This is a genomic window from Actinomadura sp. J1-007, from assembly GCF_009793335.1.
In the GTDB taxonomy this organism is placed as follows: Bacteria; Actinomycetota; Actinomycetes; order Streptosporangiales; family Streptosporangiaceae; genus Spirillospora; species Spirillospora yumaensis.
Genome location: NZ_WING01000001.1, coordinates 6,187,665 through 6,208,087, shown reverse-complemented (window position 1 = coordinate 6,208,087; position 20,423 = coordinate 6,187,665). Strand labels below are relative to the sequence as shown.

Below are 20,423 nucleotides of genomic sequence, written 5' to 3'. Positions count from 1 at the left end.
CGCCCGAACGTCCCCAGCCGACGCCTCCGGGCCCCGGCCCCGGTCCCGGCCCGGGTCCCGCTCCCCAGCCGCCGAGCCCGCAGCCTCCTGGGCCGGGCCCGCAGCCGCCCGGACCGCCGGGGCCGCCGCCCGGACCGTCCCCGGACCCGATCCCGCCCGGCCCGGGGCCCGACCCCGAGCCTCCGGGCCCGCCGCCGAGCCCCGTTCCGCCCGGTCCGGAACCCGATCCCGTCCCGCCGACGCCTGAGCCGAGCCCCCCGCCACCGCCCGGCTGACCGGTCCGGACCGGCTTGTGGGCGGCGTTTTTCCGGCCCGTCCCCGTCCGCCCCTGAGAAAGGGGCGGGCTCAGGGGAGGCGGCGGGCGGCGCGTTCGGGCCGCGGGCCCACGGGACGCTCCAGGCGCAGGGAGACCCCGTGGACGGCGGCCCCGCCGGGGGTCGCCGCGATCGGGTTCAGCTCCAGCCGCGCCACCTCGGGAAGATCGTCGCCGAGGCGGGCGACGCGCAGGAGCAGGTCCTCAAGGGCCGGGACGTCCACGGGCTCGGCGCCGCGGTGGCCGAGGAGCAGCGGCGCCGTACGGATCGCGCGGACGAGTTCCGCGGCCTCGACGTCGGTCAGCGGCGCGAGGCGGTAGGCGCGGTCGTCCAGCAGCGCGGCGGTCTCGTCCGCCAGGCCGAACGACACGACCGCGCCGAACGACGGGTCCTCCATGGCCACGATCCGGGCCGGGACGCCCGCCGCCTCGCGCTCGCCTGCCACCGCGACGCCGTAGCAGGCCAGCAGCTCCGCCGCCTGGGCGGACGTGGCGCGCACCGACTCGCCGCCGCGCAGCCAGCCCTCGACCAGCGCGCGGGCGCGGCGCCGGTCGGCGGCGGTGATCAGCTCGGGCGTGCGGCCCGGCGGGCGCTGCCGCCACTGGGCGTACCGGGTGACGTACGCCAGGGCGCGGACGGCGTCCTCGGGGGCCGGGTAGGACGGGACGGACCCGGCGGCGGCCGTGCCGTCCGGCCCGTTGACCCGCAGGTCGGCGGGCATGCCCTTGGACCCCAGGTAGGTGGCGACGATCGGCTTGCGGCTCCCGGCGGCCAGCCGGAGGATCCTCTCCGGCACGCGCAGGTCGTAGCCGCCGATCGTGGGCGGGGCGAAGAGCGCGACGACGGCGTCCACGGCGTCGTCGTCCAGGGCCTCGGCGAGCGCCGCCTCGTACTCCTCCGCCCCGGCGCGCGGGCCGAGGTCGACGGGCGCGCGGACGTCCAGGCCGAGCGCGACCCCGGCGTCCTGGGCGAGCAGGCCGAGCGAGTCGGAGTTGTCGATGATCGCGACGCGGTCGCCGTCCGGGAGCGGCTGGTAGGCCAGCAGCTGCGCGACGTCGAACAACTCGGACAGGTCCTCGACCCTGATCACCCCGGCCTGCGCGAACAGCGCGCTGACCGCGTGGTCGGGCAGGCTGAGGGCCTGCGCGGCGTGCCCGAGCGGCACGCCCTGGGTGCTGCGCCCGCTCTTGACCGCGACGATCGGCTTGCGGCGGCTCAGCCGCCGCGCGAGCCGGGCGAACTTGCGGGGGTTGCCGAGCGACTCCAGGTAGAGCAGGACGGCCTTGGTGGCCGGGTCCTCCTCCCAGTACTGCATCAGGTCGTTGCCGGACACGTCGGCGCGGTTGCCCGCCGAGACGAACGTCGAGAGGCCGAGGCCGCGCTCGGCGGTGCGCTCCAGGATCGCGATGCCGAGCGCGCCCGACTGCGAGAAGAAGCCGACGGGCCCGCGCCCCGGCATGGTGGGGGCGAGAGTCGCGTTCAGCCGCACGTCGGGGTCGGTGTTGGCGATGCCGAGGCAGTTGGGCCCGACGACGCGCATCCCGTACGCGCGGGCGAGGCGGACCAGCTCCTCCTGGCGTTCGCGCCCGTCCGGGCCCGTCTCCCCGAACCCGGACGAGACGACGACGAGCCCGCGCACACCCTTGCTCGCACACTGCTCGACGACGTCGTGCACGCTCGGGGCGCGGACCGCGACCACGGCGAGGTCGACGTCGTCGGGGATCTCCAGCACCGACGCGTACGCCCGCACCCCCGCGACCGCGACGGCCGTCGGGTGCACCGGGTAGACGGGGCCGGTGAAGTCGCCGCCGCCCAGCAGGTTGCGCAGCACGGTCTGGCCGACGCTGTGCTCGGCCCGGCTCGCGCCGACCACCGCCACCGAGCGCGGGAACAGCAGCCGCTGGATCGACCGCGACTCCGCCCGGTGCTCGCGCGCCGCCATGACCTCGACGGACGTCTCGGTCGGCTCCAGGTCCAGGACGAGCTCGATCACCCCGTCCTCGAAGCGCTGCTCGGCCCGGTACCCGGCCTCCCGGAACACCCGCGTCATCCGGCGGTTGTCCGGCAGGACGCTCGCCACGAACCGGTGGACGCCCCGTTCGCGCGCCGCCGCGGCGATGTGCTCCAGCAGCACCCCCGCGACGCCCCGCCCCTGGTGGGCGTCCTCCACGAGGAACGCGACCTCGGCGGTGGTGCCCGGCCTCGCCGCCTCGTCGCCTCCGGGGGCCGTGCCCGCCGGGTCGGAGGAGCTCACCCGCTCGGGCAGGCGGTCGTAGCGGACGACCGCGACCATCTCCTCACCGATCGTGGCGATCAGGGCGGTGCGGCGGTCGTAGTCGACGGTGGTCAGGTGCTCGATCTCACGCTCGGTGAGCTGCGGGCGCGGCGAGAAGAACCGGTAGTAGATCGACTCGGGCGACAGGCGCGCGTAGAAGGCGCGCAGCAGCTCGGCGTCCTCGCTCCGGATGGGGCGCAGATGGGCCGTCCCGCCGTCGGTGAGGACGACGTCGGCCTCCCAATGATCCGGATACGCGGTCACGTACCCGAGGGTATGGCACCGCCGGCCGCGGGCCGCCGAAGCCCCGGCCTCGGAAAAAGGCGGCCTTCCCGGGTTTCGCTGCGCGTTCGAGACCTTATCGGGGTCAAGAGCTGTTACGGTCGAGCACACGCCCAGTATGCCGCTCGCGCGGGCCGTGTTGATCGAGGTGATGACTCCATGACGCGCGTGGTCGTGGTCGGCGATCTTATGACAGACACCGTGGCACGTGCCGCGTTCCCCCTGGCCAAGGGCAGTGACACGCCCGCCGCCGTGACGATCCACGGGGGCGGCTCGGGGGCCAACGTGGCCTCCTGGCTCGCCCTGGAAGGGGTCGAGGTCGCGTTCGTGGGCCGCCGCGGATCGGACATCGCGGGCCGCAACCGCGACATGGAACTGATGGGGTACGGCGTCGACGCCCGCCTCGTCATGGACCAGGAGCGGCCCACCGGCACCTGCGTGGTGCTGGTCACCCACAAGGGCGACCGCACGATGCTGTCCGACCCGGGGGCCAACGCCGCGCTGCTGCCCGAGGACATCGAGCGCTGCAAGGACCTGTTCACGCAGGGCACCCACCTGCACCTGTCGGGCTACGCCCTGCTCAACGAGGGCTCCCGCAAGGCCGCGATCCACACCCTCGAACTGGCCCGCAAGGCCCAGATGTCGGTGTCGGTCGACGGCGGCTCCTCCTCGCCGCTGAAGCGCATGGGCGCCGAGCCGTTCCTGGAGTGGACGCAGGGCGCCCGCCTCCTGGTGGTCAACGGCAAGGAGGCCGAGGTCCTCACCGGCCGCGACAACCCCGACCAGGCCGCCAAGGTGCTCACCGCCTGGTACCCGCAGGTCGTGATCAAGGTCGGCGCGGACGGCGCGCTCTGGTACACCAACGGCCGCCCCGAGCCGGTCACGGTCGCCGCCGAGCCGCTGGAGAAGATCGCCGACGGCACCGGCGCGGGCGACGCGTTCGTCGCCGGGTTCCTCCCGGTCTGGCTGGACGGCAAGCCGCCCGCCGAGGCCCTCACCGCGGGCTGCCGCCTCGCCGCCCAGGCCATGCAGCACCTCGGCGCCCGCCCCACCCTCGACGTCGTCGACAACCAGATCAAGAACTGACACCGCCCCGCCCCCGGACCCCCGGGGGCGGAGCCGTTAGGACGAACGCTCCGTCCCACGCTCCCCCGCCCCGTCTTCCCGGCAGCCTCGGCGCCCCGGCCTCGGCGCGTCGGCCTCCCCACCTCCGGCTCCTCGCGGACCAGGCAGGTCGGCGACCAGGCCGAGGGACGACGCAACGAACGGCAGGTCCGCGGACGCGCTGCTCGCGACGGCCCGCCGGGCAGGTCGCCGACCAGGCCGGGGGACGGCGCAACGAACGGCAGATCCGCGGACGCGCCGGTCACGACGGGGCCGCCGGGCAGGTCGGCAACCAGGCCCGGGGGCGGCGCGACCAACAACAGGTCCGCGGACGCGCTGGTCACGACGAGGGCAGCGCGACGAACGGCAGATCCGCGGGCGCGCTGCTCGCGACGGCCCGCTGCGCAGGTCGGCGACCAAGCTGGAGGGCGACGCGACGAACGGCAGGCCCGCGGACGCGCTCGTCGCGACGGGCCGCCGGGCAGGTCGGCGACCAGGCCCGGGGGACGGCGCAACGAACGGCAGGTCCGCGGGCACGCTGGTCACGACGGGGCCGCTGGGCAGGTCGGCCTCGGTGAGATCGGTCAGCAGCGACGCCCGCTCCCGGACGTACTCGACCGTGGCCCGTGCCGGGTCATGGGGTCGTCGCCGGCGGGGGCGGCCGCATGGCCGACACCGCCCTCCTCCGCCAGCCCGCCAGCCCGCCAGCCCGCCAGCCCGCCAGCCCGCCAGCCCAGTCTCTCTCCCACGAGCGTCGAGGCGCAGCGCGGGGGCGCGGAGGGGGCGCGGGGCGGGACTCGGGGGTCGGGGGGTTAGTTGGGGACGGCGAGGGTTAGGGGGAGGACTGCTTTGGCGCCTGCTTCGCGGAGGGTGCGGGCGGCCACGGTCATGGTCCAGCCGGTGTCGACGCGGTCGTCGATGAGGAGGACGGGGCCGGGTGAGTCGCGTACGGCGGCGGCGGTGTCGTCGGGGAGCGTCAGGGCGTGCCAGACGGAGCGGAGCCGCTGGGCGCTGTTGTGGCGTCGCGGGACGGGCTCGCCCAGGGGGACGAACTCGCCGAGGTAGGGCAGGCGGCCGATCTCCGCGAGGCGGTGGGCGAGGCTGCCGACGAGGCGGGGGCGGGTGCGGGAGCCGACGGCGACGACGCCGGTGGGGCGCTCGTCCCAGTCCCAGGAGGACAGGACCTTGACGACGGCGGCGAACATGTCGTCCGGGATCTCGGTGTCGGGGCCCGCGAAGAGCTCGCGGAGGCGGTTGCCCCAGCCGATGTCGGTGAGGCGCCCGAGGGCGCGGCCCGGCTCGGCCTGGGAGGTGATGCGGCCGGAGACGCCGAGGTCGTCCTTGACGCCCGTCGGCCACATGCGGCGGGGCGCGAGGTCCACGCCGGGGCGGCGCAGGCGCTCGCGGGCGGCGGTCGCGCCCTGCTCGCTGACCTCGGCGGACGGGTGGCGACCCGTGCAGTTGTCGCAGCGGCCGCAGGGCGCGGCGGACGGGTCGTCGAGCTGGCGCCGCAGGAACTCCTCGCGGCAGGACGCTGTGGCGATGTAGTCGAGCATCGCCCGCTGCTCGCGGGACCGCTCGGCGGCGACCCGCTCGTAGCGCTCGCGGTCGTACTCCCAGGGGCGGCCGGTGGCGGTCCAGCCGCCCTTGACGCGGCGGACGGCGCCGTCGACGTCGAGGACCTTGAGCATCATCTCCAGGCGGGCGCGGCCGAGGTCGACGCGGGGTTCGAGGGCGCCGGTGGACAGGGGGCGGCCGGCCTCGGCGAGCACGTCGAGGGTGGCGCGGACGGTGTGCTCGGGCGGGAACGCCAGGCCCGCGAAGTAGGCCCAGATGGCGCGGTCCTCGGCGCCGGGCAGCAGGATCACCTCGGCGCGGTCGACGCCGCGGCCCGCGCGGCCGATCTGCTGGTAGTAGGCGACCGGCGACTGCGGCGCGCCGACGTGCACGATGAAGCCGAGGTCGGGCTTGTCGAACCCCATGCCGAGGGCGCTGGTGGCGACGAGCGCCTTGAGCTTGTTGTCGAGCAGGTCCCGCTCGGCCTGGAGGCGTTCGGCGGGGTCGGTCTGGCCGGAGTAGGCGGCGACCGGGTGGCCCCGGTCGGCGAGGTAGCCCGCGATCTCGTGGGCGGCGGCGACGGTGAGGGTGTAGACGATGCCGGAGCCGGGGAGCCGGTCGAGGTGCTCGCCGAGCCAGGCGATGCGCTGCTCGGCGACGGGCAGCTTGACGACCGCGAGGTGCAGCGAGTCGCGTTCGAGGGCGCCGCGCAGGACGAGGGCGTCGGCGAGGTCGCCGGAGAGCTGCTCGGCGACGTCCTGGGTGACGCGGGCGTTGGCGGTGGCGGTGGTCGCGAGGACGGGCACGCCGGGCGGCAGGTCGGCGAGCAGCGTGCGCAGGCGGCGGTAGTCGGGGCGGAAGTCGTGGCCCCAGTCGGAGATGCAGTGGGCCTCGTCGACCACGACCAGGCCCGCCCCGGCGGCGAGCTTGGGCAGCACCAGGTCGCGGAAGTCGGGGTTGTTGAGCCGCTCGGGGCTGACCAGCAGGACGTCGACCTCGCCTGCCTCGACCTCGGCGAACACGCCCTCCCAGTCGTCGGTGTTGGCGGAGTTGACCGTGCGGGCGCGGATGCCGGCGCGCTCGGCGGCGTCGATCTGGTTGCGCATGAGCGCGAGCAGCGGCGAGACGATCACGGTCGGGCCCGCGCCGCGCTCGCGCAGCAGGCGGGTCGCCACGAAGTAGACGGCCGACTTGCCCCAGCCGGTGCGCTGGACGACCAGCGCGCGGCGCCGCTCGACGACGAGGGCGCGGATCGCGGTCCACTGGTCGTCGCGGAGCCGGGCGTGGTCGCCGGCGAGGGCGCGCAGGCAGCGCTCGGCGTCCTCGCGCAGGTCGTCGGGGGTGTCCGGCGGCGGGGCGGCGGTCGGCTCGGGGTCGTGCGGCGGTGTCTCGGCCATGCCCCCTTGCTATCAGCCGCCGGTGACCGTCCGCACCACGAACGCCGGCCTGTGGACAACCGGGGCCGTTCCTTGATCGCCGGCCTGTGGACAACCCGGGCCGTTCCTTGATCGCCGGGCGGGTCGGAAGGGGGTTCCGGGTGTCCGGGTAGCCTGCCCCGGGGAGATCACTAAGGCGAGGGGCGGGAGGTCACGTTCGGGCATGGGGAGTGCGACGGAGCGGCTGAGGCGGACGTGGCAGGTCCTGATGGACGGCTCGCCGCCGGAGGCCGACGAGGACGAGCCCGGCGAGATCGTCGATCCGAAGGCCATCGACCTCGTGCTGCGCGTCGGCGAGCTGCTGCTCGCCAGCGGCGAGTCCACCGAGCGGGTGAACGAGGCGATGCTCAGCCTGGCGCTCGCCTACGAGCTGCCGCGCTGCGAGGTCCAGGTCACCCTCACCAGCCTCCTCGTGTGCGCGCGGCCGGGCAGCGGCGCCCATCCGGTGACCGCGGCGCGCGCGATCCGTCGGCGGACCCCCGCGTACTGGCGGCTGGCCAAGCTGCACGCGCTCGTCCAGACGGCGTCCATCGGGATGCTGGAGCTCGACGAAGCGCACCGGGAGCTCGCGGAGATCAAGCGCGGGCGCGCGCCGTACCCGCCGTGGCTGATGATGGTGGCGTTCGGGCTGATCGCGGCGTCGGCGAGCGTGCTGTCGGGCGGCGGGCCGATCGTCGCCGCCACCGCGTTCTTCGCGACGGTCCTCGGCGACCGCTGCGCCGCGGCGCTGGCGCGCCGGGGGCTGGCGGAGTTCTTCCAGCTCACGGTGGCGTCCGGGATCGGCGCGTCGGCGGCGGCGGTGGTCGTGGCGCTGGGCAATCCCGCGCACGCGGCGACGATCGTGACCGGCGGGATCCTCGCGCTGCTGCCGGGGCGGCCGCTCGTGGCGAGCATCCAGGACGGCATCACCGGCGACCTCGTCAGCGCGGGCGCGCGGGTGCTGGAGGTCTTCTTCATGATCGCGGCCATCGTGGCGGGGCTCGGCGCCGTGGTGTACGTCGCGGTGCAGCTCGGCGTGGGGATCGACGTGAGCCACCTGCCGTCCGGCGGGGCGGAGCTGAGGCCGGTGCCGCTGCTGGCGGCGGCGGCCGTGTCGCTGTCGTTCGCCGTGTCGCTCGCGGTGCCGAGGGACGCGCTGCTCGCCGCGACGTTCGGCGGCGCCCTGATCTGGACGCTGTACGTGGTGCTGCTCGGCTGGAGCGTGACACCGGTGCTGTCGGCGGCGTGCTCCGCCGTGATCGTCGGCATTCTCGGCAACTGGCTGGCGCGCCGCCACCAGGCGCCCGTGATGCCGTTCATCGTGCCCGCGATCGGGCCGCTGCTGCCGGGGACGATGCTGTACCGGGGCATGGTCGAGCTGAACACGGGCGACCCGCAGGCGGGGATGCTGAGCCTCGTCGGGGCGCTGTCGGTCGGGCTGGCCCTCGGCGCGGGCGTCAACCTCGGCGGCGAACTCGTCCGCGCCTTCCAGCGCGTCGGCCTGAGCGCGTCGGGCCGCTGGGCCCGTCCCGCCGCCCGCCGCACCCGCGGCTTCTGACCCGCCGCGCCGCCCCGGACGACCGCCCGTCGCGTGGCCGTTCGGTGGGCGTCGGGGCTGGTCAGGGGTGGGGCGGCGAGGATTGTCGGTGGCGGCCGTTACGTTCGCGGCATGTACCGACAGGGAGACATCCTGATCCTTCCGGTGAGCGAGGAGTCCGTTCCGGAGGCCGTACGGTCCGCGCCGCCGTCGCCGCGCGACGGGCGGGGGCGCATGGTGCTGGCCCTCGGGGAGGTGACGGGCCACGCGCACGCGCTCACGGCGCCGGGGTCGCTGCTGCGGGCGCCCGACCCGTTGACGCCCGACCACCTGCACCTGCCGTCCGGCGGGCGCCTCGTCCACGAGGAGCACGCGGCGATCACCCTGCCGAAGGGCTGGTACCGGGTGATCCGGCAGCGCGAGTACGTTCCGGGCGCCGTGCGCGTGGTCGCGGACTGAGGCGGGGGACATGCAGGTGGAAGCCGTACGGACGACGGAGTACGTGGTCAGCGACTGGCAGGCGGCGGCGTTCGCCACCGGGCCCGCCGACCGCGCGCGTGCGGAGGCGGGCATCGCGGCCGCCTACGCGGCGGCCGGGCTGAGCGCCCCCGAACGGTTCGTCTGGGTGCCGTCCCCCGCGCACGGCGCGGTGATCGCGGCGCACCTCGACGGCGACGGCCCCGTGCTGGACGACGTGGGCCTGACCGTACGCGTCGACCCGGCGAGCGGCACCGCGGCGGAAGCCGCCGAGGGCGCCGGCGAGGTGGGCGGCGGCGTCCGCGAGGCGGGCGCCAGCGTCGGCGAGGCGGGCGGCAGCGTCCGCGATCTGGTGCGGACGCGGCCGTGGGAGGCGGCGAGGGCGGCGGCCAGCGCCGAACTGGGCCCTGAGCGGTGGGCGGTCACCTGGGCCGAGACCGGCGGTCTGCTGTGGGACCAGGTCAACGGCCTGGTCACCCGCGTACGGCAGGCGATCGGGGCGCTCGCCGGGGACGACGCCGAGGCCGGGGCGCTGCTGCGCGCCGCCACCCTCGACGCGGTCCTCGGCCAGCAGGACGCGCCCTGGCTGGCGCTGTTCGAGTCGCTCGGGCGGCTGGACGGGCCGCTGGAGGCGCTGGCGGAGGTTGCGCGTTCGGCCGGATGGTGGTGGCCCTACGAACGGCTCGCGATCGTCTCCGAACGCCCGTCCGAGCTGTACCGCGACGAGCCCGGCCGGCTGCACCGCGGCGACGGGCCCGCACTGGCCTATCCGGGCGGGTTCGCGCTGCACGCGTGGCGCGGGATGCCGGTGCCCGCCGACTTCATCGGCTCGCTGACCGACGTGACCCCGGCGCGCATCAGCGCCGAGCCCAACGCCGAGCTGCGCCGGGTGATGCTGGAGATCTTCGGCTACGACCGGTACCTCGCCGAGACGGGCGCGCGCCCGCAGCACCGCGACGAGACGGGCGTGCTGTGGTCCATCGACCTGCCCGGGGACGAGCCGATCGCGATGGTGGAGGTGGTCAACTCGACGCCCGAGCCGGACGGCACGTACCGCACCTACCACCTCAGGGTGCCGCCGACCGTCCGCACCGCCCGCGAGGGCGTGGCGTGGACGTTCGGCCTCGCCGAGGAGGACTACCACCCCGAGAAGCAGACCTGACCGCACCGCGGGAACGCTTCCGGAGTGGGGGCGGTCCTGGTGGCCGCTTCCCTCGGCCGCCAGGACCGCCCGCCCCCGCCACCGCGCTCGGGAGTTCGGTCAGGGAAGTTGCGCGGGGTTCAGGTGGGGGATGCGTTCCAGGACCCCTCCGGCGAAGACGTCGTAGAGGCCCAGTGGCTCCAGGTGGACGTAGCCGATGTGGCAGTCGCACGTGTGCAGGGGGCACGGGCGGGGGCGCAGGGCTTCGCGGAACGAGCCGTCGTAGAGGTTGCCCAGCACCGTCGGCACGAAATGGCAGCGCCGCACCGTGCCGTCGCCGTCCACCGAGATGACGGACTCGCCCGTACGGCAGGCACGGCCCGCGCTCGCGTGCGGACGCCGGCTGTAGGAGAACAGCGGATCCAGCTCCGTCCAGGCGGCGGCCTCGTCGTCGGTGTAGGTACGGCCTTCCGCGGCGTTCACCCAGAGATAGGTGCCGGCGGGCAGGTCGGCGCGCAGCCGCCGGGCCGCGTCGAGGTGTTCGGGCTGGCCGACCACGCCGACGCTGAAGCGGACGCCGCGCGCGTGCAGGTCGCGGCACTTTCCGAGGAAGCGTTCGTACGGGACCTGGCCCGGATGGTACGTCGTCCAGAGGGCGAGTTTGGCGGGATCGGCGTCGGCGGTCCAGGCGGTGCGGTGGCTGAGGTTGGTCTGGATGGCGACGCGTTCGACGTGCGGGAGGTGGCTGAGGTCGACGAGGGCGCGCCGGTACCAGGAGCGGACGAGTCCTTCGCCCCACGGCGTGAACAGCACGGACACGGGTGGTCCTGGGCCGTGACCCAGGCGGCGAAGCGTTCGAGCGCCGTACGGTCGGAGCGCAGCTGCGCGGGGGTGTCGCGCCGTTTCGCGAACGGGCAGTAGGGGCAGTCGTAGTCGCAGCTCGCGAGCGGGCCCCGGTAGAGGATCGTGAGGTGGCCGTCCATCAGCGGGCCTCGTAGGCGTCCATGAGTTCCCGCACGCGCGGGAGAAGAGCGCGGGGCCGATCGCGTCGGAGTGCGCGAGTCCCTCCGGTGAAAGCGTGATGAGGGACGGGGTCTCGTCCAGCCAGCCGCGCGCGGCGAATGGGGCGAGGTCGAAATCGTCGGCGGGGTCCGTTCCGAAGCGCGCCCGGTAGGCGGAACGGTCGAGCCCGGTGGTTTGCAGCAACGACTGGATGAGGTGCCGTCGGCGCCGTTCGTCGTCGTCCAGGGAGAAGCCGACGCGGGCCGCGGAGAAGTCGGTTTCCCGCACGTAATCGTCGATGATGGCTCGTACGGGCGTCGCGCCCACCGCGTAGTCGAACGAGTAGTGCAGTTCCGAGGTGTACGAGCGGGCGCCGCAGCCGAGGCCGACCATGCCGTCCGTCTGGCAGCAGTACTCCGTGCCGGGCGCGTCCGCGGCGTCCCCGGGCAGGCGGAACATCCGCATGGAGACCTGCTCGTAGCCGTTCGCCAGAAGGTGGTCGCGGCCCAGACGATACAGCTCCAGGCGGTGGTCGTCCCAGTCTGTCGCGCGGCGGCCCAGCCCTGTGAGGGGACGGACGTACAGCGGATACAGATACAGCTCTTCTGGACGCCATTTCAGGGCGGCGTCCAAGGAATGCAGCCAGGACGCGGGGGTCTGGCCGTCGATCCCGTAGATGAGGTCGATGTTGAGCGTGGGAAAGCCCACCGCCCGGATGCGGTCCAGCGCCGCCTCGACCTCCGCGCGCTTCTGCGGGCGTACGGCCGCGCGCGCTTCCTCGTCGATGAAGCTCTGCACGCCGATCGAGATACGGGTCGTGCCGCGTTCGGCGAGGACGGTGAGGCGGTCGGTGGTCGCGGTCGCCGGGGACGTCTCGACCCCCAGCGGGATCGCGCCGAGCGCGGCGCGGCTTCCGGCGATGTCGCAGAGGCGTTCCAGCTCCGGCGCGGTCAGGTAGGTGGGGGTGCCGCCGCCGAACGCCGCCGTCGCGAACGACACCTCGCCGAGGGCGTCCCACGCCGCGGCGGCCTGCCGTTCGAGGGCGTCCAGGTAGGCGCCGGTCAGCTCCTCGGGCGCGCCCGTGCGGGTGAACAGGTTGCAGAACCCGCAGCGCATCTCGCAGAACGGTATGTGCAGGTAGAGGAAGAGGGCGTCTCTCGGCTCGTTCGCCCATACCTCGCGCAGCGTTGGGCGCGGGACGAGCGGCCGGTAGGCGGTCTTGTGCGGGTAGGCGTACACGTACCCCTGGTAGGGGCCGGAAGGCACCGCGGGGTCGATGGGGTCGGTCGGGTCGGTGGTCACTTCAGCACGAACTCCCCGTAGGGCACCGTCCACACGACCTCGTGGCCGATGCGGTGCCCGATGTGGCCGTCCTCGCCGTAGGCGGTCCCGTGGTCGGAGCAGACGATGACGAAGCACGGACGCCGCATCAGGTCGAACAGCCGCCCGAGCTGCCGGTCGACGTAGCGCAGCGCGGCGGCGTGGCTCTCCAGGGAGTCGCCCTCGGACGAGGCGGATTCCGGACCTGCGGTCTCGCGAGGCGCTCCCCGCCGTGCCTGCGCGGCGGGGACGTCGTTCAGGTAGAACCAGTTGGGCTGGTGCAGGGCCGCGACGTTCAGCAGCAGGAAGAGGCGGCGGTCGGGCGGGAGGCGTTCCAGGATCTCGGCCACGCGCGCGATCTGGTTTTCCAGGCTGGAGGGGTCGGTGACGCCGAATTCCGGTTCCCAGTGGCTTTCGGCGAAGAGGCCGGGCAGGACGGACCCGAGCGGCGTGCGCTTGTTGAAGAAGCCGACGCCGCCGACGCAGGCCGTGTGGTACCCGGCCTTGGCGAGGCCGGACGGCAGGTCTGCGGCGTCGTAGGTCCAGGTGCCGTCGGCGGTGGTCTCGCTGCCCGGGAAACGTCCGGCGAACAGGCGCGGATGCGGCCCCGGGGACGCGGGCGTGGGAAGGAACCCCGCCAGCATCGCGGCGTGCGCGGCGTACGTGAAGCTGCCCGGGGTGTGGCGCCGTTCCCACCGCCCGCCCGGGAGGAGCGCGGTGAGGACCGGGGTCTCGCCGGAGGCGGCGAGCCGGGCGGCCACGTCGTAGCGCAGCGTGTCGAGCGTCACGAGCAGGATGTCGTGGCCGCCCACGATGGCGTTCATGTCGGTCATGCGGGGAGCTTCTCGGACAGGGCGGCCCTGACCTGCGCGGTGTAGGTGTCGAGGCCCTCGGCGGCGCCGCCGGGCAGGCCCGTCAGCCCCGGCAGCAGGTCGCCGAACGCGTTGACCTCGCCGACCGCGACCCGCCGCCAGCCGGTCTCGACGAGCAGGTCGACGCCCACCATGAGCGACCCCGGAAAGCACGCCGCCGCCCGCGCGCACGCGTCGAGCGCGCCGCGCCAGCCCCGCTCGCCGAGGGCCGCGCGCACCGCCCCGAGGTCTCCGCGGGCGCCGCCGAGGTGGAGGTTGGTCATGGGGGAACGGCTCGTCCGGACGACGGCGTGCGTCGGCTCCCCGGCGATGACGACCACCCGCAGGTCGAGGGAACGTCCGTTCAGCGCGGCCTTCGGCACCCACCGCTCCACGTGCAGCCCGTCGGGGGCGAGCGCGCCGATGAGCGCCGCGACCTCCGGCTCGCTCTCGTACGCGCGCACGCGCAGCGAGTTGACGTATCCGCCGCCGGGCCCCGGCGCGGCGGACGTGACGGCCTTGATCCGCCCGTTCGGCGCCGTCTGCAACGCGATGACGCCCGACGCGGACGATCCGTGCGCGGGCTTCACGAAGACCCGTCGGAAACCCGTGCACTCCATCCGTTCACGCAGCGCCGCGTAGCCGTCCACGTCGGGCAGTGCGCCGGGGACGGGCACTCCGGCGCTTTGCAGGCGCGCGTGGCACAGACGCTTGTCGAACATCACGGCGATGTCGCCGACGTCGTTCAGCGCCCGTCCTCCTGCCCGCGCGCCCGCGCACGCGATCCGGCCGAGCGCGGCGGTGAACGTGCGGTACCAGCGCGCTCCGCCTCCGACGCGCGACGGATCGCCTTCCCCTCGCAGCAGCGCGTCGGCCTCCGGATCCTCCCCTGGAGAGTCGATGCGCAGCATCGTGCCCGGCTCGACCCGCACGGCGCCGCCGCGCAGGACGTCGCTCCAGGGAACGACGGTCGGGGCGTCCGCGCCGGCGGAGCGGCACGCCGCAGCGAACAGCTCCGTGCGGCGGTCTCCGGGCGTCCCGATGACCGTGAACGTCATTCGCCCCTCACCTTCCGGGAGATCATCGGGTTCTGTCCTACCAGCCGCGGCCGACACTCCGGGCCCGCGCCCGCGAACCCGCAGGCGGCGCACGGGCGATCGGCGGACGGCACGTACGGCACATCGCCCCGGCCCGCGGCCGGCGGGCGCGTCCGTCAAGCCGCCGGAGACGGCTCGCGGGCGCTGTCCGCGGGCTTCTCCTCCTCGGCGGCGCGCTCGTCGCGCGGCAGGAGGCGGGCCGCGCCGAGGGCCAGGACGGCGAACACCGCGGCGCAGGCCACCGCGACCACGGTGAGCCCGCCGGTGAACGCGTCGTGCGCGTTCCTCAGCAGGTCGGCCGCGTCGGCGGACGGCAGGCCGCGCGCGGCGGCGGCCGCCGCGGCGATGGTCTCCTCCGCGTGCTCACCGACGCCGGCGGGCAGGACGGCCCCGTCCATGTGGTGCCGGTAGACGGCCGCGCCGACGGTGCCGAGCAGGGCCATGCCGAGCGTTCCGCCGAGGTAGTTGGCCGTCTCCGAGGTGGAGGCGGCCGATCCGGCGCGTTCGGGCGGAACGGAGCCGACCACCAGGTGCGTGCCGTGCGCGAACAGCGGGCCCGTCCCGAAGGCGAGGACGGCGATCCCCGCGACGGTCGCCCAGGGCCCGCCGGAGGCGGCGCCCGCGCCGGCCCCGGCCACCAGCGCGGCGCCCGCGGCCGAGACCGCCAGCCCGCCCGCGATGGCCGCGCGCGGCGGGATCCTGCGGGTGACGGCCGGGGTCAGCATCGTCCCGGCCGCGACGCCGAGACCCATCGGCGCGAACCACAGCGCCGACTCCATCGGCGAGTAGCCGAGGACGGACTGGAGGTACTGGGTGACCATCAGCCCCGTTCCGGCCATGGCGACCCCGGCGAGCGTGAGCGCGGCCAGCACCATCGCGACCGGGCGGCGGACGAGCAGGCGCAGGTCCAGCAGCGGTTCGTCCAGCCGGAGCTGGCGCCGCGCGAACAGCACGGCGAACACGGCCCCCGCGGCGATCGCGGCGACCGGGACGGCCCGCGGCCCGTCGCCCGCGGCGGCCAGGTCCTTGACGCCGTACACCGCGGGCAGGACGGCCAGCAGCGACAGCGCGACGCTGACCGGATCGATCCGCCCCGCGCCGGGCGTGCGGAACTCGGGCAGCAGCAGGGGCCCGGCGACCAGCAGCACCGCCATGACCGGCACCGCCATCAGGAACACCGAGCCCCACCAGAAGCGCTCCAGCAGCACGCCGCCGACAACCGGCCCGAGCGCCGCGCCCGCGAACTGGCACGTGGCCCAGACCGCGATGGCCGACCCCCGCTGGCGGGCGTCGCGGAACATGTTGGTGATCAGCGCCAGGGTGGACGGCATCAGGGTCGCCCCGGCGACGCCGAGCAGGGTCCGGGCACCGATCAGCATCGCCGGGCTCGTCGCGTACGCGGCGGCCGCCGACGCGGCGGCGAACGCGGCGCCGCCCGCCAGCAGCAGCCTGCGCCGCCCGATCCGGTCGCCCAGCGTCCCCATGGTGATCACCAGCCCGGCCACCATGAACCCGTAGACGTCGGTGATCCAGAGCTGCTGCACGCCGCTCGTCCCGAGATCGGCGCTCAGCTCCGGCAGCGCCAGGAACAGCACGTTGACGTCGAGGGCGACCAGCAGGGTCGGCAGGACCAGCACGGCCAGCCCCAGCCACTCCCGCCGCCCGGCCCGCGCCCCGGCCGCTCCAGCCGCCCCGGTGGCCTCGCCCGGCGCGCCGGACCCGGCGCCCGGACCGCCCGCCCCCGGCGCACCCGGCCCATCTGATTCGTTCGACTTGTCGCGCATCGGCTGTCCTCCTGAACGGCTCCGTACGGTGGGGCCCTCGTGTGGTCCCCTCCGCTGGTCGGAGCCGTCCGCCCGCCTTTGCGCATCGGCCGACGTGACTTAGGTCACAGGCTCATTCGGAGACGGCGATGTAGCGCCAGTCGTCGTCGGGCTCCTCCTGCTCGTTCAGATCGACCTCCACTCCGGGCAGCGCGGCGGAGACCCGTTCGACCATCGGGTCGGTGAGGAAGTGGTGGTGCAGGTCGAGGCGGCGCAGGTGGGTGAGCGGCTGCCCCGTCAGCAGCGCCTCCGCGCCCTCGTCGGTCAGCGCGCCCATCGCGAGGCTGAGCGTTTCGAGGCGCGCGACGACCGGCGCCCCGGCGACGGCGGCGGCGATCTCGTCCTGGATCTCGCTGTTCTCCAGGCCGAGGTGGCGCAGCGCCGGGAAGCGCTCGCCGCTCAGCAGCGGCGCGAGGTCGCGGACGGTGGCGTCGCCCCCGTAGTTCTCGGTGCCGAGCCACAGGTCGAGCCGCTCCAGGGCGGGCAGGTCGGAGGCGGCGACGGCCCGGACGACCCCGGCCGGCAGCCCTCCCGACTCGAACCGCAGCACCTTGAGGTGCTCGCTGCGGATCGGCTTCAGCCGCATCTCCTGCGAGCCGCGCACGTCGAACCGCTCCAGCCGGGGGTACGCCTCGAACACCGGGGTGATGTCGGAGTGCTCGATCCACGAGACCTCCGACTCCTCCATCACGATGTCGCCGATGAAGAGCGCCCGCAGCGCGGGGAACCGGTCGGCGGCGTCCGCGAGGAGGGCCACCGGGTCGGCCGCGCCCTGGTCGTAGGAGGCGCCCCAGTAGCCGATGACGAGCGCGGTCACCTTCTCGGTCTCGACGTTCTCGACGAAGCGGCCGAACACCTCGGGGAACGGGGCCTCGTCGAACCCCGTCCGGACGCCCCAGGCCACCGCCCCCGCCTCCGGCACCCGTTCGCCCGACTCCGGCGGCGGGTCGCCGGCCAGGTCCTGGAAGTCCTCCACCGGCAGCCCGGCGAACTCGGCGACATGCTCGTGAATGGTCATCGGTCCCCTCTCGCTTGATCGTAGGGACCTGTTCCTACCAGCCGTGCCCGACATCCGGACGCGTTCCGCGCGTTCCGCTAAGAACGGGCCGCCCGCGCCCGGCGACGCCCCTGGCGCGGGCATGCGAAGGCCCCCGGAACGGCGTCCCGGGGGCCTTCGCCACTGACTCGCCGCGGATCAGGCGGCGGGCAGGACCGAGCCCTTGAACTTCTCCTCGATGAACTTCTTGACCTCCGGCCCCTGGAGGAGCTGGACCAGCTTCTTCACGCGCGGGTCGTCCTCCTTGCCGGACTTCACCACGATGCCGTTGGCGTACGGGTTGCCCTGGGCCTTCTCCAGCGCGAGGGCGTCCTTGGACGGGGTCAGGCCGCCCTCCAGCGCGAAGTTGCCGTTGATGACGGCGGCGTCCACGTCCTGGAGGGAGCGCGGAAGCTGCGCGGCCTCCAGCGCCTTGAACTTCAGGCCCTTGGCGTTGGTCGCGACGTCCTTCTCGGTCGCCTCCGTCCCCGCGCCCGCCTTCATCGTGATCAGGCCGTTGTCGGCGAGCAGCTTCAGCGCGCGGGCGCCGTTGGTGGCGTCGTTCGGGATGGCGACGGTCGCGCCCTGCGGCAGCGCGTTGAGCTGCTTGGCCTTCTTGGAGTACACGCCAAGCGGCTCGACGTGGATCGGCGCGACCCAGCTCAGCTTGGTGCCCTTGGTCTTGTCGAAGTCGTCCAGGTACGGCTTGTGCTGGAAGTAGTTGGCGCCGATCTGGCCGTCGTTCAGGGCCATGTTGGGCTGGACGTAGTCGGAGAACTCCTTGACCTCCAGCTTCAGCCCGGCCTTGGAGGCCAAATTGTCCTTGACGTAGGCCAGGATCTCGGCGTGCGGCGACGGGCTCGCGCCGACCTTCAGCGGGTCGTTCTCGCCGGAACCGGAGTCGGAGGAGCCGCAGGCGGTGGCGGTCAGGCCGAAGAGCAGGCCGGCCGCGGCGACCGCGACGGAGAACTTGCGAAGCACGGGAGGCGCCTTTCTTCTCAATATCTAGCGGGTCAACGGGTCATTTGTGGGACAGGCGCCGGACGAGCAGGTCGCCGAACGTCTGGACGACCTGCACGGCCGCCACGAGCAGCACGACGGTCACGAGCATCACGCCGCCCTCGAACCGCTGGTAGCCGTACCGGACGGCGAGGTCGCCGAGGCCGCCGCCGCCGATCGCCCCGGCCATCGCCGAGTAGCCGACGATCGCGACGACCGTGATGGTCATCCCGGCGGCGAGGCCGGGCCGCGCCTCGCGCAGCAGCACCTTGCGGACGATCTGCGCCCGGGAGGCGCCCATCGCCCGCGCCGCGTCGATCACGCCGGGTTCCACCTCGTGCAGGGCCGTCTCGACGAGCCGCGCGTAGAACGGGATGGCGGCGACGGTCAGCGGCACGATCGCCGCGGTCGTCCCGATGGTGGTGCCGGTAATCGCGCGGGTGAACGGGATGATCGCGACCATCAGGATGATGAACGGCAGCGCCCGCCCGATGTTGACGACCGCGCCGAGCACCTTGTTGAGCGGGGCGAGCGGGAGCAGGCCGCCGCGTTCGGTGAGGACCAGCAGGACGCCGACCAGCGTCCCGCCGATCGCGGTCAGCACCGCCGACCACGCGGTCATCTGGAGGGTCTCCAGCGTGGCCTGGCCGAGCAGCGGCCGAAGTTCGTCCCAGGTCATCGGAGCGGTGCCTCCTCGGAAGTGCGGGCGTCGGGCCCGAGGTCGTCGTCCTGCGCGGCGCCGCCCGCGCCGCCCGCGCCGTCCGTGCCGTCGGCGTCCGCGCCGCTCGCGCCGCCCGCGCCCTCGGCGTCCGCGCCGCTCGCGCCGTCCGCGCCGGCGGGCTCGCGGACCTCGACGGTGAGCCCGGCGTCGCGCAGATGGGCGAGCTGGGCGGCGTTGACCTCGGGGTCGCCGGGCAGCTCGATGCGCAGCCGCCCGACGCGGCCGTCGCCGATCTGCTCGACGGCGCCGCCGAGGATGTTGACGTCGATGGAGTACGTGCGGGCCAGCGACGACACGAACGGCCGGTCGGCGCTGTCGCCGTCGAACGTCACGTCCACCACGGTCGTCCCGGCGCGCGGCTCCGGCTCGGGCAGCGGGAACAGGCCGCGCGCCAGCTCGGAACCCGGGCGCAGCAGCAGCTCGCGGACCGGTCCGGTCTCCACCACGCGGCCGGCGCGCATGATGGCGGCCGAGTCGCAGATCCGCTTGACCACGTCCATCTCGTGCGTGATCAGCAGCACGGTGAGCCCGAGCCGGCGGCTCAGGCCGCGCAGCAGCTCCAGGATCGAGGCGGTGGTCTCGGGGTCGAGCGCCGAGGTCGCCTCGTCCGACAGCAGCACCTTCGGGCGGCCCGCGAGCGCGCGGGCGATGCCGACGCGCTGCTTCTGCCCGCCGGAGATCTGCGCGGGGTAGGCCCGCGCGTGCTCGGTGAGGCCGACCAGGTCCAGCAGCTCGGCGACGCGCTCGGCGCGCTCGGCCCTCGGCACCCCCATGACCTCCAGGGGGAACGCGACGTTCCCCGCGACGGTGCGGCTGCCGAGCAGCCCGAAGTGCTGGTGGATCATGCCGATGCCCTGGCGGGCGGCGCGCAGCTGCGAGCCCGGCAGCGCCAGCAGGTCGCGCCCGTCGATCAGCACCCGGCCCGAGTCGGGCCGTTCGAGGAGGTTGACGCAGCGCAGCAGCGTGCTCTTGCCCGCGCCGCTGCGGCCCAGCACGCCGAAGATCTCGCCCTCCGCGACGGTGAGGTCGACGCCGTCGACGGCGGTGACCTCGCGTCCGCGGGTGCGGTAGACCTTTCGGAGCTTTTCTATCTGAATCACAGGGAATCATCCGTGCGTGCGAGAGCGCCGTCCGGGCGGACGGCGGTGCGGGCGGGGGAAGGGCGGAACGCGGCGTCCGGCGGGCCCGCCACTCCGTGCGCCCGTGACGACCGTGCTCAGCGAGTGCGGTCGGCGGGCGCCGGCGCGGGCGGACGGCGGTGTTCAGCGGTGGCGGCGTCCGTGCGCGGGGCGGGCGGCTCTAGGAGCGGCCCGGCGGGAACGGCGCGTGGCTGAGCAGATGGCGTTCGAAGGTCATGAGCGCGGCTCTGGGGTCTCGGCGGTGCTCGCTTCGGGGCGCGAGCCTCGGTCAGGGGCCCTCAGCGAGCACACATTCGACGGCCGCGCGCACACACCATGGCGCGCGGCGTCCGC

12 protein-coding genes and 3 pseudogenes are annotated in these 20,423 nt (G+C 74.5%); 4 read left to right on the top strand and 11 right to left on the bottom strand.

What is annotated here, in order from left to right:
• Positions 1-345 precede the first annotated feature (345 nt).
• Positions 346-2,853, bottom strand: a complete 2,508-nt coding sequence (locus GEV43_RS28160; RefSeq protein ID WP_160823283.1) for a GNAT family N-acetyltransferase — start codon at positions 2,851-2,853, stop codon at positions 346-348.
• A gap of 177 nt (positions 2,854-3,030) precedes the next feature.
• Here GEV43_RS28160 and GEV43_RS28155 point away from each other — a divergent pair, with 177 nt between their 5' ends.
• A complete protein-coding gene (locus GEV43_RS28155; RefSeq protein ID WP_160823282.1) occupies positions 3,031-3,957 on the top strand; it encodes a carbohydrate kinase family protein in 927 nt (308 codons plus the stop codon).
• Between the two features lie 830 nt (positions 3,958-4,787).
• Here the strand turns inward: GEV43_RS28155 and GEV43_RS28150 are convergent.
• The gene (locus GEV43_RS28150; protein ID WP_160823281.1) at positions 4,788-6,929 is read right to left on the bottom strand and encodes a RecQ family ATP-dependent DNA helicase; all 2,142 of its coding nucleotides are present in this window, start codon (positions 6,927-6,929) and stop codon (positions 4,788-4,790) included.
• Positions 6,930-7,131: 202 nt separating this feature from the next.
• Between GEV43_RS28150 and GEV43_RS28145 the strand changes: the two genes are divergently transcribed.
• The 3 genes from GEV43_RS28145 (at position 7,132) to GEV43_RS28135 (ending at position 10,123) form a co-directional block, all read left to right on the top strand.
• Positions 7,132-8,505 carry a threonine/serine exporter ThrE family protein gene (locus GEV43_RS28145; RefSeq protein ID WP_241683066.1) on the top strand — a complete coding sequence of 458 codons (1,374 nt, stop codon included), beginning with the start codon at positions 7,132-7,134 and terminating at the stop codon, positions 8,503-8,505.
• A 111-nt stretch (positions 8,506-8,616) separates the two neighbouring features.
• Positions 8,617-8,943 carry a hypothetical protein gene (locus tag GEV43_RS28140; protein ID WP_160823280.1) on the top strand — a complete coding sequence of 109 codons (327 nt, stop codon included), beginning with the start codon at positions 8,617-8,619 and terminating at the stop codon, positions 8,941-8,943.
• 10 nt (positions 8,944-8,953) lie between these two features.
• Positions 8,954-10,123 (top strand): DUF6745 domain-containing protein, encoded by a 1,170-nt coding sequence (locus GEV43_RS28135; protein ID WP_160823279.1) that lies wholly within the window; start codon positions 8,954-8,956, stop codon positions 10,121-10,123.
• 99 nt (positions 10,124-10,222) lie between these two features.
• Here GEV43_RS28135 and GEV43_RS28130 read toward each other — a convergent pair.
• The 9 genes and pseudogenes from GEV43_RS28130 to GEV43_RS28090 all read right to left on the bottom strand — a co-directional run.
• Positions 10,223-11,085 (bottom strand): annotated as a pseudogene (locus GEV43_RS28130) (STM4011 family radical SAM protein).
• Positions 11,085-12,406 (bottom strand): annotated as a pseudogene (locus tag GEV43_RS28125) (STM4012 family radical SAM protein). Before GEV43_RS28125 ends, GEV43_RS28130 begins: the two co-directional pseudogenes overlap by 1 nt.
• On the bottom strand, positions 12,403-13,257 hold the full coding sequence (locus GEV43_RS28120) for an STM4013/SEN3800 family hydrolase (RefSeq protein WP_160823278.1): 855 nt from the start codon (positions 13,255-13,257) through the stop codon (positions 12,403-12,405). The pseudogene GEV43_RS28125 and the gene GEV43_RS28120 overlap by 4 nt, the downstream one beginning before the upstream one ends.
• Positions 13,254-14,333 (bottom strand): STM4014 family protein, encoded by a 1,080-nt coding sequence (locus tag GEV43_RS28115; RefSeq protein ID WP_160823277.1) that lies wholly within the window; start codon positions 14,331-14,333, stop codon positions 13,254-13,256. The genes GEV43_RS28120 and GEV43_RS28115 overlap by 4 nt, the downstream gene beginning before the upstream one ends.
• A 155-nt stretch (positions 14,334-14,488) precedes the next feature.
• On the bottom strand, positions 14,489-16,156 hold the full coding sequence (locus GEV43_RS28110; RefSeq protein ID WP_160823276.1) for an MFS transporter: 1,668 nt from the start codon (positions 16,154-16,156) through the stop codon (positions 14,489-14,491).
• Between the two features lie 112 nt (positions 16,157-16,268).
• Positions 16,269-17,213 (bottom strand): STM4015 family protein, encoded by a 945-nt coding sequence (locus GEV43_RS28105; protein WP_160823275.1) that lies wholly within the window; start codon positions 17,211-17,213, stop codon positions 16,269-16,271.
• 177 nt (positions 17,214-17,390) lie between these two features.
• Entirely contained in the window at positions 17,391-18,212 is an 822-nt protein-coding gene (locus tag GEV43_RS28100; protein ID WP_160823274.1) for a MetQ/NlpA family ABC transporter substrate-binding protein, read from the bottom strand.
• A gap of 40 nt (positions 18,213-18,252) precedes the next feature.
• Complete coding sequence (locus GEV43_RS28095; RefSeq protein WP_160823273.1) at positions 18,253-18,909, bottom strand: methionine ABC transporter permease; 657 nt, start codon at positions 18,907-18,909, stop codon at positions 18,253-18,255.
• A gap of 170 nt (positions 18,910-19,079) precedes the next feature.
• A pseudogene (locus tag GEV43_RS28090) lies at positions 19,080-20,051 on the bottom strand (methionine ABC transporter ATP-binding protein); the annotation flags it as partial.
• Positions 20,052-20,423 lie beyond the last annotated feature (372 nt).